Consider the following 14,740-nt stretch of genomic DNA (forward strand, 5'->3'; position numbering starts at 1 on the left):
GCGTCAGAACTCGTCCAACAGCCGGTAGAACCTGATCTTGCTCTGGTCCGGCCGCACTCCGTACCGGGCCAGGTAGCGGTCGGCGGCCCAGGGGCCGTACTGCGGATTGAGGTCGATGGTCAACGACCGGGTGGCGATCGCCAGGTCGACCCAGCGGTCTGCCACGCCGAGCCGGCCGGCGTCGATCACCCCGGACACCTTGCAGGTGTCCGGGTCGAGCAGGACGTTCGGTACGCACAGGTCGCCGTGACAGACCACCAGATCCTCGTGTCGCGGCCGGGTGGCCAGCAACTCGGCGACCAGCTCCGCGCGGCTGCGCCCCTGGTGCTCGGCACTCGGGCCCGCCAGGTCGACGTCGGCCGACATGGCCTCCGGTACCGTCACCGCGAGCCTGCGGTCGAACGGACAGTCGGCGATCGGCAGGGCGTGCAGCGCACGAGTCAGCTCGGCCAGCGCGTCGACCACCCGGGCCCGCGACTCGACCGGCCAGGGATCGGCCGCCGAACGACCCGGCACCTCCGCCGTGACCAGGAGGCCCGGCCGGCAGTCGAGCACCTCGGGCGCCGGAACACCCTGCCGCCGCAGCCACTCCAACCGCGCGCCCTCACCGGCCAGGTCGATCCGCGGGTCGGTCGACTCCTTGCGATACACACCGTTCCGCCGACTGACCCGGGCCCCGGACCTGCCGGCCGTCACCCTCTCCCACACCACCCAAGCGTGTCACGGGTACGCCGGGCCGGCGACAAACGAGACCAGTCCCCGCGCCTGTGGGCTGCGGGTCGGGCAGCCGACCACCGCCCGTCGGTCTGCCCGGCCCGTCCGATCTCAGCGGAGGATGCCGGGAGCGGCGTCGCCGTCCGCGCCCCAGACGTCCTCGTCCTCCTCCAGCCAACTGGTACGCGGAGCCTCCTCGTCGCCGTACCCGGCACCGTGGCCCGGACCCATGCCGGCCACACCGCCCCGGCCCGTGCCCGCGGCAGCGCCCCGGATCCCCGCCCCCGCGCCCTTGCCGGAGCCGCCCCGACCGGCCGCGCCGCCCATGCCGGGAGCCATCGCGCCCATGCCGTTCATGCCGCCCAGCCGACCGCCGGCGCCACGACCCGCGCCCCGACCGCCGGCACCGGCCGCGCCGCCCATCATCGGCGGCATGCCGGCGGTGACCGGCTTGCCGAGCGCGCCACCGCCGGGGATGGCGCCACCACCACCGCCAATACCACCGCCACCGCCACCGCCACCGAGGCCGGTGCTGCTGGGCAGGCCACCGCCACCGCCACCGAGGCCGGTGCTCGGCAGGGTACCGGCGCCGGCGCCGGCCAGGCCGCTGCCGTACTCGTCACCGAGGCTGCCGCTGCCCGGGATTCCACCGCCGGGGTTGTAGCCACCGCCGCCGTGACCGCCCGTGCCGGTGGAGAGGTCCGGGTGGGCACCGGACCCGATGCCGGGGCCGCCGGAGCCGATGTCGGGACCAGCCCCGACACCGCCCATGCCCGGGCCGCCGCCGAGCCCGCCGGCGGAGGGCCCTCCGCCGAGGCCTGGGACCTTCCCCGCGCCGCCACCGCCCCCGCCGGTGTTCAGGTCGGGCGTCTTCATACTCGGGGTCATCCCCTTGTCAGACTGCACCGCGCCGGGCGTGCGCTCCTCGATGGCCAGGTAGTCGCCGCCGACCTTCTGGTAGACCTGCTGGGCCTCGTCGGTCTTGTCGTTGAACCAGTCGGCCATGGCGCTGATCGGGTCGGCCCAGCCCAGGAAGTCGGGCTTCACCTTCATCTCGAAGAAACCGGCGCTGATGGTCAGCTGCGCGTTGCGTGCCTCCAGCACGTCGTTCACACAGCTCAGTGGGATCGGGAAGTTCTGCTGGGCGGTGGTGAGATCATTGGCGGCCTGCTTCAGGGAGTGGACGATGCCGTCGTGCTTCTCGGCGTCCTCGACCACCGTGCCGGTCCGCTTGGCGATGCCCTCGACGTGCGTCTTGAAGGACTCGTAGGCCGGCCCCTTCCAGGCCGTGCCGAGGTCCTTGACGTTCTTCTCCAGGTTCTCCCGCACCGTCCGCAGGTTCTTCAGCAGTTGCTCCCAACCGAGAGCGGCGCTGGTGACATCGCCGGGCCTGCCGTCCACGACGATCTGCTGACACATCTCTTCCCAGCTCGGCATCGCTCATCTCCCCCGTTCAGCCGGCCGTGCCGTTGCCCAGGGCCTGCGCCATCTGGTCGGCGGTCATCTTGTTCGCACCCTCGGCGGTCTCGTAGTCGTCCTTGACCTTCTGGAGCGCCTTCGCGGCGTTCCAGAGATCCTCGGCAAGTCCGCGGAGCGCGGTCTGGGTGCTGTCGTAGAGACCGGCGTGCCGCTGTGCCAGCGCGTTGGCCCGCTCGAACGAGCCGAGCGGGCTCTTGCCGTCCGCACCGCCGATGCCGCCCGCGCCGGACGGGTTGCGCATCCACTGCCGGATGTCCTCCTCCATCCGGTACGACTGGCTGTTGACGAACTCGGCATGCTCGTTGAGCCAACGGATGGCGTCGTCGAGGCTGGCGGCGTCCCACTCGGTGGTGGACCCGGCCCCGCCCGGGGCCGGGGTGAGGTGCGTCGGCTTGTGCGCCTTGTTGACGTTGTCCATCTCGTAGCCGTCCAGGTAGACGAACGGCGTGATCGTCGGCGCGACCGGCACGTTCACTGTGTCGATCTTGATCTGGTCCGGCTGGCTGGTCCTGTCGTCCGTCATCGCTTCCTCCCCGTCCCCGACAGACTCTTCCGCTTACTGGTGGTAGCCGCGCTGGCCCGGCGGCGGCGGCACCGCCCCGGGCGGCGGCACCGCCGCCGATGACGGCATCGCCCCGTGTGGCGGAACCGCTCCAGGCGGCGGCGTCGTCCCGGGCGGCGGCCAGGCGACCCCGGGCGGTGCCGTGCCCGGCGTCATGGCCGGCGGCGCGCCGGAGAGGCTGGCCGGCGGGGCGGCCCGACGGCGACGGGAGCGGACCACCAGCACGATCACCAGGATGGCCACCGCCACCGGCACCAACAGGCAGAGCGCCGCCTGGATGAGCGCGCCGGTGCTGTTCTTCACCCCGAAGGAGACGGCCGGGCCGTCGTCCTCCGCCGCCGACCCGACGGGCGGCGACCCGGCGGGCGGCGCGGCGGTGCCATCGGGGGCTCCGGCGAGCAGCGGGTGGGCCGGCACGCTCGGCACGGAGCGGGTCAGCGCCGCGAGCGGGTCCACCGCGCCGAAACCGAAGTTGGCGTCGCGGCCCGCCGGGCCCCGGTCCTGCGCGGTCCGGATCAGCCGGTTCACCACGTTGGCGGCGTCCAGGTCCGGGTACTTCGCGCGGACCAGCGCCACCACGCCGGAGGTGATGGCGGTCGCGTCGCTGGTGCCGTTGCCCACGCCGAACCCGTTGGCGGAGACCCGTGCGGGCCGCGGCGAGATGATGTCCTCCATCGGCGCGGCGAGCACCGCCTCGCGGCCGCTGGTGCTGCCGGAGAACCTCGCGCCGTTCCTGCCGACCCCGGTCACGGCGATGACGCCAGGTATGTTCGCGGGCCGGGCGATGCCGTGGTGGCCCTGCTCGGTGTTGCCGGCGGCGGCGACCAGGACGACGTTCCTCTCCAGCGCGTAGCGGACCGCGGCGACCTCCTCCGGCGTCCCCGGTCCGTTGCCCCCCAGCGAGATGTTGATGACGTCCGCGCCGTGGTCCACCGCCCAGCGGATGCCCTCGGGAACCTCGTCGGGGTACTTGTCCCGGCCGAGCGAGATCGGCAGGATCTTCGCCTCCGGGGCGATGCCGAGCTGGCGCATCGGCCCACCACCCCTGCCGGCGATGATCCCGGCCATGCTGGTGCCGTGCCCGAGCTTGTCATCGTCGACCCGCCCGTCGGCGGCCGCGTCCGCGCCGACGCCGTGACCGGGCAGCACCTGGCCACGCAGGTCGGGAACGGTGGCGTCCACGCCGCTGTCGATCACGGCGATGGTGACCCCGCGCCCCTTGGTGATCTTGTGCGCTGCGGGGATCTTCAGGGTGTCCAGATACCACTGCAGGCCACGAACCGTGTCGGCCCGCGCCGGTGTCGGCGCCGGCAGCGGGGCCACCCCCGCCGCGACCACCAGCACGGCCACCGCCGCCATGGTGGACCTGAGAACCCGCCCCGTACGCATGAGACTCCCCCGACCTCGACGGCCCGCCATACAGTGCGGCTCCGGCCCGGTCGAGCCGGACCGGAGCCGCGACGGCTGAATTATCTCAGCCCCAGACCGCTGCGTTGCTCATCTCGGTGGAGACGTAGTTCTCGCGCGCAATGCCGACCGCGCCACCGATCTCGTTGAGGATGCGGTTGATGTCGCGCACCGCCGCGTCCCACTGTGCCTGGTGCTGCTCGTAGGCGGCCCGGTCCTGGCCGTCCCACTGGAGCTTGGACAGCATCGACCGGAGCGTGTCCAGCTTCTCGTCGATGGTCTTCGAGATGGCGGTCATCTGCTGGTTGGCGCTCTCGAGAGCCGCGTAGTCAACCTTGATGCTCATGGGTTCCCCTCCTGCTCGTCTCGGCTGATCACGGGTTGAGAGCGGCGTGGAACTTGTCCAGCATCGCCTGCTGCTCTTCGTCGTTGACCTGGTGGGTCGTCCCGGACTTGTCGAGCAGGTCGGCGATGTTGTCCATCGCCGTCAGCAGCTTGGCCGTGTCCTCGTTCCAGCGCTGCATGAGCGACTGGAAGCCCGTGGACGCCTGCCCCTTCCAGGCGATCGCCAGGTCGTCGACCACGTTCCACAGCTTCTTCAGCTCGCCGTCGACCTCGCTGCGCGTGGACCGCACGTCACTCGCGGCGGTATGCAGAGTCGCTGCTTCGACCTCGAACGCCATGCTTCACACCCTTCCGTCATCTTGTGGCGGCGGAACTGCCGCGCCCTCCCCCGCGGCAAGGCCAACACCCCACCGACGGACACTCGTAGAGACGGTAGCCCACCGCGCCCACGGCTCGCTGCCCTGCCCGGACGGGCCGACACCACCCCTCGCATCATTGTGGACGAAGTGGCCGACGGGCGTCGATCGCGTTCCCGTCAATCGACAAACTTCCCGTTTCTTGCGGTGACGGGTCGGCCACACTCGCCAATGCTCACACCGGCTCGACCCAGGCGGTCTGGATGAGCTGCTGGCCGTCCCGCCGACGTACCAGGGTGCCGCGTCCGGGCGGCTGCGGGCTGGGTCGCAACGTGCCGAAGACGGCACCCTCCTCCCGGTTGCCCGACATCAGCAGACCCGGCGAGTCCAGCTCCCGCAGTCGCTGCAACACCGGCTCGTACAACGCCCGGGCGATGCCGCCGACCCGCCGGGTGACGATCAGGTGCAGCCCGATGTCACGGGCCTGCGGCAACAGCTCGTGCAGGGCGCTGAGCGGGTTGCTGCCGCCGGAGGCGACCAGGTCGTAGTCGTCCACCAGGACGTAGAGATCCGGCCCCTTCCACCAGCTCCGGTCGCGTAGCTGCGCGGTGGTGACATCCGGCCCCGGCAGGCGGTTCTGCAGGGCGCTGCGGATCGAACCCAGGCCCTGGCTGAAGACCTGGTTGGACGGTGCGTAGTCGAGCAGGTGATCGCCCTCGACCGCACCGAGCAGGCCACGCCGGTAGTCGGCGATGACGATCCGCGCCTGCGCCGGCGTGTACCGCTCGACGATCCCCCGGGCGATCAGCCGCAGCACGTTGGTCTTGCCGCACTCGGCGTCACCGAAGACCGTGAGGTGCGGTTCGTTCGCCAGGTCCAGGTGCACCGGGGCGAGCGCCGACTCGTTCACGCCGATCGGCAGGCCGGGCACCGACCGGTCGGAGACCTCGATCAGCTCGGCGAAGGGCAGCCGGCGCGGCAGCAGGCGTACCTTCGGCGCCGGCTGACCGGGCCAGGCCCGGGCGACGTGCTCCGCCAGCTTGACCGACGCCTCGGTCAGGTCGTCGACGTCCCGGCGGTTGTCGATACGGGACACCGCCGCGAGGAAGTGCAGCTTGTCCCGGGTCAGGCCACGGCCGGGCGCGCCGGTCGGCACGTTCGCGGCGGCCCGCCGGTCGATCTCGGACTCGTTCGGGTCACCCAGTCGCAGCTCCAGCTTGGTGCCGAGCAGATCCCGCATGTTGATCCGGACCTCCGCCCAGCGCACCGCGGTCAGCACCACGTGCACCCCGAAACCCAGGCCGCGGTTGGCCAGGTTGGTGATGGTCTGCTCCAACTCCTCGTACTCCTGGCGCAGCGTGTTCCAGCCGTCCACGACGAGGAAGACGTCACCGAACGGGTCGTCGGCGAACTCGCCGGCCGCCCGCCGCCGCCGGTAGCTGGCCACCGAGTCGATGCCGTGCTGGGCGAACCGGGTCTCCCGGTCGTCCAGCACCGCCATCACCTCGGCGACGGTACGGCGGACCGCCTCGGTGTCCCGCCGGCCGGCCACCCCGGCGACGTGCGGCAGGCCCTCCAGGCTGCGCAGCGCGCCGCCGCCGAAGTCGAGGCAGAAGAACTGCGCCTCGCGGGGGGTGTGGGTGAGCGCCAGCGAGGCGATCATCGAACGGAGCAGGGTGCTCTTGCCGCTCAGCGAGGCACCGACGATGACCACGTTGCCGCCCGCACCGGCCAACTCGACCAGCATCGGGTCGCGCCGCTGCTCGTACGGCCGGTCCACCACGCCGACCGGGACGGTGAGCTGCCCCCGGCCCGGCCAGGTCGCGGTGCACAGCCCGAAGGTGGAGTGCACCGCCAGCGGCGGCAGCACGTCGACGAGGTTCGGCGGCTCGGCCAGCGGCGGCAGCCACACCTGGTGCGCCGGGGTGCCCCGCCCCCTGAGCCGGTCGATGAGCACGTCCAGCATCGCCACGGTCTTGCCGTCGGCCGGCTTCTCCTCCACCGCCGTCACCTCGACCGGCGCCTGCGGCACCCGCACCGGCACGAAGTTCACCCCGTACGGCACGATCCGCCGCTGCACCATCGCCCGGGACGTCCGCGCGATCTGCCCCGGCGGGCGGTACGGCCCGGAGACGTACGCCGCCCGGAACCGCAGCATGGTGCTGGTGTCGGTCTTCAGGTAGCCGTGACCGGGGGCGTTCGGCAGCTCGTACGCGTCGGGCACGCCGAGCACGATTCGGCTCTCCACCGCGGAGAAGGTGCGCAGGCCGATCCGGTACGACAGGTGGGTGTCCAGCCCACGCAGCTTCCCCTCCTCCAGCCGCTGCGAGGCCAGCAGGAGGTGCACGCCGAGCGACCGGCCCAACCGGCCGATCATCACGAAGAGGTCGATGAAGTCCGGCTTGGCGGCGAGCAGCTCGCTGAACTCGTCGCAGATGATGAGCAGGCTGGGCATCGGGGCGAGCGGCTCACCGGCGGCCCGGGCCTTCTCGTAGTCGAACCGGGAGACGTAGTTGCCGGCCGCCCGGAGCACCTCCTGCCGGCGGGTCATCTCCCCGGCGAGCGCGTCCTTCATCCGGTCGACCAGCGGCAGCTCGTCGGCCAGGTTGGTGATCACCGCGCTGGTGTGCGGCAGCGCGTCCAGCGAGGCGAAGGTGGCGCCGCCCTTGAAGTCGACAAGGACGAAGTTGAGTTCCTCGGAGGAGTGCGTCACGGCGAGCGCGCCGACGATCGTCCGCAGCAGCTCGCTCTTGCCGGAACCGGTCGCGCCGATGATCAGGCCGTGCGGGCCCATGCCCTCGTGCGCGGACTCCTTGAAGTCCAGCTCCACCACGTTGCCGTCCGGGCCGACGCCGAGCGGGATGCGCAGCCGGTCCCGCTGGCTGCGGGGCCGCCAGGTCTGCTGCACGTCGACGGCGGCGGCGTCGCCGACGCCGAGCAGGTCGGGCAGCTCCATGCTGCGGGCCAGCGGCTCCTCCGACGTGGTCTGCTGCTGGGAGAGCCGGTACGGGGCGATCTGCCGGGCCAGGCCCTCGGCCGCCTCGGCGCTGAGCCGGTCGGGTGTGCCGAGGCGCGAGCTGGCGGTGCCCCGGACCAGCTCCAGTGAGCGGCCGTCACCGGCGTCGAGGCAGAGCAGCCAACGCCCGGCGTCGCGCGGGACGGCGCCGGACAGGTCGATCGTGGTGACGCCGAGCAGCCCCGGCCCCATCAGCTGGCAGGTCGCCGAGACCTCCCCGCCGTCGATCACCACCACCACGTGCGGGACGGAGGTCAGCGGCTTGGCCTCGGGGGCGAAACGGGGCCGGCCGGCCAACTCGGCGGAGAGCGACTCCTCGGCCTCGGCGAGGCTGGCGAAGACCAGCCGGCGGGCGCCCGCCGCGTCGGTACGCGCGCCGTGGTGGGCGTGCGGCAGCCACTTCACCCAGTTCCAGGCCGACTGGCGGTCCGGGGCCGCCACCACCGCGAGGATCAGGTCGTCCGGGGCGTGAAAGGTGACCAGTTGGGCCAGGGCGGCCCGGGTCAGGTCGAGCACCGGTTCCCGGTCACCGCGCAGCACGACCCGGCTGAACGCCCGCAGCGACAGCGCGGTGGGCAGGTCGGGCACGCTGGAGTGGGCCCGGACGAACCGGCGCAGCGCGATCGCGCTCATCGGTTCCAGGTCCTCCACCGGCTTGGTCTCCGGCGGGACGATCTCCACAGCCAGCCGCTGCGGCCCGGTGGCGATCCGGGCCTCACCGAAGTCGTCCTCGGTGATCCGCCGCTCCCACATCCGCCGGGACGCCGCGATCGACCAGAGCGCGTCCGGTTCGGGGTGCCGCCAGGTCATCGCCGCCCGCTGCTGCTCGGCGGCCCGGCGGGTGCGCTTGCGCATCTGCCCCAGGTACCGCATGTAGTCGCGCCGTTCGGCGTTCAGCTCGGCCTTGTCGTTGTTGCCGTTGCCGAGGGTGCCCAGCGCCATGCCCAGCATGGACACCCCGAACAGGCCACCGGCGACGTACGTCATGGTGCTGCCGCCCCGGCCCGCGTACAGGAACGCCATCGCGCCGACACCGCAGAGCATCGGCAGGATCATCAGCAGCTGTCCCAGGCTGCGGGGCGTCTGCTCGGGCAGCTCCGGAGGGGACTCCAGGAGCACCTCGCCACGTGGCAGTGCCGGCCCCGGTTGACGCGGAAGCCGACGGAACACGACCGTGCTCACGGCTGTCTCCTCCCCAAGAGCGGCCCTGACGCGGTACGCGACCGACCGGAGACGTCGGGTGGGCATCGTACGCGCCCGCCATCGTAGGTAATCTCCCGTGGGCGTCGTTGACCCACGGGGGCGAGGCCGCCGGGGCGAGGTGGATCTGACCGAGCACGAGGAGGCCACAGTGGCGACGAAGTCGGCGACCGGAGGATTGAGCCGGGTCACCATCGTGGCCCCGCGCACCAGGATGGATCTGGCGCTCCCGTCCGACGTCCCGTTGGCCGACCTGCTGCCGACCCTGCTCCGGTACGCCGGTGAGGACCTGGCCGACGAGGGCGTACGGCATGGTGGTTGGGCGCTGGCCCGCCTCGGCGGCCCGCCGCTCGACGGTGGCCGCACCGCCACCCAGCTCGGGGTCCGCGACGGCGAGGTGCTCTACTTCAACCCCCGGGCCGCCGCCACGCCGGAAATCGTCTTCGACGACGTGGTGGACGCGGTCGCGACCGCCACCAACCAGCGTCCCGGCGCCTGGCAGGTCGCCACCACCCGGTCGTTCTCGGTGCTGCTGGCGGCGGCGACGCTCGGCCTCGGCGCGGCGGTGACGTTGCTGGCCGGGCCGCCGCAACTGCCCGGCGCGCTGACCGCCCTGCTGGTGGCCGTGCTGCTGATGGTGGCCGCGGCGGTGCTGTCCCGGGCCACCGGCGACAGCCGCACGGGCACGGTGCTGGCCGTGACCGGCATCGCGTACGCCGCCGTCGGGGGCCTGCTGGTGCTGGCCGGCGACCGGCGGCTCACCGAGCTGGCCGGTCCGCACGTGCTGCTCGCCGGGGCGGCCGTGGTGCTCTTCGGGGCGGTCGCCGGGCTGGCCGTCGGTGACCGGATGCCGCTGTTCCTCGGGGCGGTGGCCGTCGGTGCCGCCACCGCCGGCGGCGCGCTGCTCCCGTCGCTCTTCGACGTCGGCGCGGCGGCGGCCGCCGCGATCGTCGCCACGGTGGTCTTCGCCACGCTGCCGGCGTTGCCGATGACCGCCTACCGGCTGGCGCGGCTCCCGGTGCCCTCCATCCCCACCGGCCCGGACGACCTGAAGACCGACACCGAGTCGGTCGACGGCCGGCGGGTGCTACGGCAGAGCGAGCGGGCCGACCAGTTCCTCTCCGGCCTGTTGTGGACGGTGTCCCTGGTCGTGCTCGGCGGCCAGGTCGTCCTCGCCGTCGACGGCGGGCTGCCCGCCGTGCTGCTCTGCCTGGTGCTGGCACTGCTGTCGCTGCTGCGCGCCCGGCCGTTCATCGGGCGTACCCAGCGCACCCCGGTGCTCTTCGCCGGCACCGTCGGGCTGGCGCTGACCGCCTGGGCCGTGTTCGCCGGCGGCACGCTGCCGGCCCGCCTGGGGCTGGTCCTCGGCGGCCTGGCGTTGACCGCGGTGATCAGCCTGGTCTACGGGCTCAGCGTGGCGGGCAAGCGGATCTCACCGGTCTGGGGGCGGGTCCTGGACATCGTCGAGATCCTGCTGATCGTCTCGCTGGTGCCGCTGGCGTTCTGGGCGTGCGGCATCTACGGGTGGATCGTCAATCTCCGACCCTGATCGTCCCGGCCGCGGTGGCGACCGGCGTGGTGGCGTAGACGCCCGGCCCGTGCTGCCCGTCCAACGGCCGGGCCGGGACCCCGCACCGGTGGGCCACCTCGCGTACCACCTTGACCAGGGCCTCGACGTGGCCGTCGGGTGCGGCGACCCGCAGCAGCGGCGGCACCGGCCGGCTGCCGGGCACCACCACCGCGGCGACGGTGTGTGACGGGGCCGAGGTGGCGGTGACCGCGTCCACCAGCGTGCCGAGCGGCGTGCCGGTCCGACGCCGCAGGGTGAGGCAGCGCTGGGTCCAGCCGCCGCCGCGCAGCCCGGTCCAGGTCTCCGCCGGGGCCGCCGGCGCCAGGTCGAGACCGGCGGCGGAGACCACCGCGGCGCGCAGTTCGTCGCGGCCGAGCACCCGGTGGCCGAGGCCGGCCGCGGTCAGGGCCTTGCCGAGGCGGCCGACGGCGGCGGCGACCGTCCGGTGCACCCCGGGCATCCCGCCGCCACGGGCCACCGTCTCGGTGCGGGCGTCCGGCACGGACAGCCGCAGCGCCACCCAGACCGTACGGTGGGCGGCCGCCGGCGCCCCGGGTGCCGGGTACCAGACCAGGGTGTGCGAGACGACCTGGGTGAGGGTGACCGGGCCGGAGAAGTCCGCCAGCACCCGCAACGCGTGGTCCACGATGGACGACTCCACGGAGCCGGCCGGCGCGCCGGGCCGCCCGGTGAGCAGCACGGCGGCGAACCAGCCCCGCCCGTCCTGACCGATGCCCAGCCGGGTACCCCGCTCGGTCAGCTCGATCAGGCTGAGTTCGGGAGTGAGCGCGGCCAGCCGGGGGTCGACGACCCGGCCCTCCGCGACGGCCGCCCGTGCCTGGTCGCGGCGGTGTCCCAGCCGGCGGCGCAGCAGCAGGTCCTCGTACCACCAGCGGCCGTCGCGCCGGAGGAACGTCGCCGCCAGCACCAGCGCGGCGAGGGCGCCGACCACCCCGACCAGCCAGCCCGGCCCGCCCAGGGCCGCCCAGACGGCGACCCCGCAGACCTCCACCAGGACGAGCTGACCGACGGCCACGGGACCGATCCGCCCGCGTCCGCGCCGGTCGGCGGGCACCACCGGACGGTCGTCCGGGCCGCTGGGAGTGGTGGGCGTACGACCGGGTGGCGCGGCGAGCGGCGTCATCGGTGGGCGTCCCTTCTGGACATCGCGCGGGCATCCGCCGGGGCGGTGGGCGGGCGGGGGTCCGACCACCCGCCGACGGCCCCTTATCGTAGGGAAGCCCGCGACGGAGTTCGGACCTGATCGTCGCGGACCAGTCGCTGCCGGAGGTCAACCATGCGGACCCGCCGCGATCAGGTGCAGGCATACCGCTTCGTCACCCGTCGCATCGTCTCGGGGATGCTCTCCGGCGACCCGGAGACCACGAACCTGCCGATGCGGCGGCTCGGCGTGGCCGTCCTCGGCAGCGTGCTCGCCGCCGCCGTCGTGCTCGGCGGTGTCGGGGCGTACGGCCTGTTCACCGGCAACGCCGCCCCGCTGGAGGCGAACACCCTGGTGATCGAGCGGGAGACCGGGGCCACGTACGTCTTCGCCGACGGGGTGCTGCACCCGACCCTGAACTACGCCTCGGCGCGGCTCATCCTCAACGAGGCCGACCCGCCGGTGCGGACGATGTCCCGCGCGTCGATCGAGGACCGGCCCCGCGGTCGTACCGTCGGCATCCTCGGCGCCCCCGACGCGCTGCCGGACCGTCGGTCGCTGGTCGGTCTGCCCTGGTCGGTCTGTGACGTGCCGACCCCGGGCGACTCCCGCCGGTCGACCACCCGGCTGGTCATCGACCGGCCGCTCACCGGCGGGGCCCCGCTGGCCGACCAGGCGGTCCTGGTCCGGGGCGGCGGTCAACGGTTCCTGCTCGAAGGCGGGGCGCGGCTGCAGATCGTCGGCGCGGAGCCGGCGCTCGCCGCGCTCAAGATGACCAGCGCGACCACCCTCGACGTGGGTGCGCCCCTGCTCAACGCGGTGCCGGCGGGGCCGGCGCTGCGGCGGTTGGCGATCGACGGCGACGGCACGCCGAGCGGGCGGTCCGTCGGCGGGCGCGCCGCCCGGATCGGTGACGTGTTCCGGGCCGCCGGGGCGCACTACGTGCTGACCCGCGAGGGTCTGGTGTCCATCGGAGAGGTGAGCGCGCTGCTGTTGCAGAGCGACGGCGGCCAGGTCACCGACATCACCCCGGACGAGGCCGGCCGGCTGCTGACCGACCGGCGGCTGGAGGCCGAGGGGACGCCGCAGACGCTGCCCACGCTGCGGTCGGTACGCCCCGGCCAGACGGTGCTCTGCGCGACGTACCGGCCGGGCCCGGCCGGCGGCGCGCCGACCACCACCCTGGAGGTGTTCGACCGGACGCCGGCGGAGCTGGCCGACGGCAACGGCACGACGGCGGTACGCCAGGGCCCGCGCGACGCCGTGGAGACCGCCGGGCAGGTGCTGCTGCCGGGCGGCAAGGGCGTGCTCGCGCAGGCCGCGCCGGGCGCCGGCGAGGGTACGGAGCCGGCGGCCGGCGCGACCGTCTACCTGATCACTCCGCAGGGGATGCGGTACCCGCTCGGCCGCAGCTCCGGCGACGCGCTGGCCGCCCTCGGGTACGGCGGGGTGAAACCGTTGGTGGTGCCGGCCGCACTGCTCTCCCTCGTGCCCACCGGGCCGACCCTGGAGCGGCGCGACGCGCTGGCCTACTTCGCGCCGGACGGCCCGGCGGCGGGCCCGACGCCGTCGGCGCGGGACGAGACGCCGCGGTCGCCGACGCCGGGCGGTTGAGCGTGCCGGCCGTCGACGGGTCGCCCGGGGCGGCGACGGTCGACTAACCTTGGGGAGCCGGCGGTATCGACTGCCGACGGCATCGACTATGGACAACGGGGATGCTGCCATGACCGGGCGCACGACAGTCGACGTACTGTCCTTGGAGGACTTCCACCAGCGGTTGGCGGACCGGCTGGCCCAGGCCGAGGCGGCCGTACGGAAGCTGAACACCGAGTTGCAGTGCCGTACGCCCGCCCTCGGCTCCTTCGCCGACGCCACCGGCAACGCCCGCCGCTACACCGAGATCCAGGCCAGCTACGCCGAGCGGGTGGCCCGGTTGCGCCGCGCGGTGGAGGCCTCCCGCGCCGCGACGCACACGGTGATGACGAACTACCGCACCACCGAGGCGCGCAACGCGGCGAACGCGGCCGACATCGCCGCCGTGCTGGACGGGGTGGACGAGGCGCTCACCGGGCGGGGGGACGGCAGTGTCTGACTACGCGCAGCGCTACCAGCACGTCAGCCACCGCGAGCTCTACGACGCGGTGCACGCCGGCGACCCGCGGCAGGTGGAGGGCCTGGCGAGCCAGTGGAGTTCGCTGCGGGACACCCTCGACGGCCTGGCCCAGGATCTCGAACGCGACCTCGACAAGCTGGCACCGGCCTGGACGGGTGAGGCGGCCCGCGAGTTCCACGACCGGCTGTCGCTGGTGGTGAGCTATTCCGCCGGGCTCGCCGAGGGCACGGCCGAGGTCCGTGACGCGGTCAACCTGATGGCGGGTCAGCTGCGCACCGCGCAGCAGAAGGCGGAGAGCCCGGAGGAGACCGACGATCACGACAAGGCCGTCGAGGGCGCGACCAAGGGGCTGATCGCCGGCGTGCCCGGCATGATCATCGGTGGTTTTCTGGGCCACCAGCAGGACAAGGCCGAGCAGGAGAAGGCTCACCAGCGGATGGTGCAGGTGGTCGCCGACCTGGCGGCCGGCTACGAGGTCGCCTCCTACGGCCGGGTCGTCGACCCGCCGGCGCCGCCGCCGCGCCTGCCGGGCGAGGCCGACCGGCCTGGTGCGCCGGCGCGGCGGGGCCCGTCGGTGGGCGCGCCGGCGGCCGGGCCCGGCACGGGCGGGTGGTCCACGGTGGGCACGCCGGGAAGCGCGGCAGCCGGGCCAGGGAACGGCTCCGGCGGGGCCGGTTCGGGGGCCTCCGGACCCGAGCGGGCGGTGACCACACCCGGCGGCAACCCGGGGGTGATCGACGCGGACGCCGGCACCTCGCTCGCCGGGGCTGGTCCGGCCACCGACGGGGGTTCGCCGGCCGGTGGCCTGGCCGGGGC

General features: G+C 73.7%; 12 protein-coding genes. 4 read left to right on the forward strand and 8 right to left on the reverse strand.

Translation table 11 applies throughout. The annotated features are described in order from the left end of the window. Window positions 1–3: 3 nt before the first annotated feature. From E1165_RS15965 to eccCa, 7 genes are all read right to left on the reverse strand, one after another. Window positions 4–711 (reverse strand): APH(3') family aminoglycoside O-phosphotransferase, encoded by a 708-nt coding sequence (locus E1165_RS15965; protein WP_132392224.1) that lies wholly within the window; start codon window positions 709–711, stop codon window positions 4–6. A 114-nt stretch (window positions 712–825) separates the two neighbouring features. Continuing rightward, window positions 826–2,151 (reverse strand): WXG100 family type VII secretion target, encoded by a 1,326-nt coding sequence (locus tag E1165_RS29020; protein ID WP_165945235.1) that lies wholly within the window; start codon window positions 2,149–2,151, stop codon window positions 826–828. A gap of 16 nt (window positions 2,152–2,167) precedes the next feature. Beyond that, entirely contained in the window at window positions 2,168–2,716 is a 549-nt protein-coding gene (locus tag E1165_RS15980; RefSeq protein ID WP_132392226.1) for a hypothetical protein, read from the reverse strand. 33 nt (window positions 2,717–2,749) lie between these two features. Further along, window positions 2,750–4,105, reverse strand: coding sequence for a S8 family serine peptidase (locus tag E1165_RS15985; protein WP_165945236.1), 1,356 nt, complete (start codon window positions 4,103–4,105; stop codon window positions 2,750–2,752). A 124-nt stretch (window positions 4,106–4,229) separates the two neighbouring features. After that, the gene (locus tag E1165_RS15990; protein WP_132186077.1) at window positions 4,230–4,508 is read right to left on the reverse strand and encodes a WXG100 family type VII secretion target; all 279 of its coding nucleotides are present in this window, start codon (window positions 4,506–4,508) and stop codon (window positions 4,230–4,232) included. A gap of 28 nt (window positions 4,509–4,536) precedes the next feature. Further along, complete coding sequence (locus E1165_RS15995) at window positions 4,537–4,845, reverse strand: WXG100 family type VII secretion target (protein WP_132186076.1); 309 nt, start codon at window positions 4,843–4,845, stop codon at window positions 4,537–4,539. Window positions 4,846–5,098: 253 nt separating this feature from the next. Continuing rightward, a complete protein-coding gene (gene eccCa / locus E1165_RS16000; RefSeq protein WP_132392230.1) occupies window positions 5,099–9,061 on the reverse strand; it encodes a type VII secretion protein EccCa in 3,963 nt (1,320 codons plus the stop codon). Window positions 9,062–9,230: 169 nt separating this feature from the next. Here eccCa and eccD point away from each other — a divergent pair, with 169 nt between their 5' ends. Then, on the forward strand, window positions 9,231–10,628 hold the full coding sequence (gene eccD, locus E1165_RS16005) for a type VII secretion integral membrane protein EccD (RefSeq protein ID WP_132392232.1): 1,398 nt from the start codon (window positions 9,231–9,233) through the stop codon (window positions 10,626–10,628). On the opposite strand, the gene E1165_RS16010 is transcribed toward eccD, so the two are convergent. After that, entirely contained in the window at window positions 10,612–11,793 is a 1,182-nt protein-coding gene (locus E1165_RS16010) for a type VII secretion protein EccE (RefSeq protein WP_132392234.1), read from the reverse strand. The two genes, eccD and E1165_RS16010, sit on opposite strands and share 17 nt — an antisense overlap. A 153-nt stretch (window positions 11,794–11,946) precedes the next feature. Between E1165_RS16010 and eccB the strand changes: the two genes are divergently transcribed. The 3 genes from eccB to E1165_RS29025 all read left to right on the forward strand — a co-directional run. Further along, a complete protein-coding gene (gene eccB / locus E1165_RS16015) occupies window positions 11,947–13,425 on the forward strand; it encodes a type VII secretion protein EccB (RefSeq protein ID WP_132392236.1) in 1,479 nt (492 codons plus the stop codon). Window positions 13,426–13,534: 109 nt separating this feature from the next. After that, the gene (locus E1165_RS16020) at window positions 13,535–13,903 is read left to right on the forward strand and encodes a hypothetical protein (protein WP_132392238.1); all 369 of its coding nucleotides are present in this window, start codon (window positions 13,535–13,537) and stop codon (window positions 13,901–13,903) included. Further along, window positions 13,896–14,740 (forward strand): WXG100 family type VII secretion target (locus E1165_RS29025; RefSeq protein ID WP_165945237.1); only part of this gene is annotated, 845 nt, incomplete at its 3' end. The genes E1165_RS16020 and E1165_RS29025, both read left to right, overlap by 8 nt.

This window comes from Micromonospora sp. KC723, from assembly GCF_004348595.1.
Classification (GTDB): domain Bacteria; phylum Actinomycetota; class Actinomycetes; order Mycobacteriales; family Micromonosporaceae; genus Micromonospora.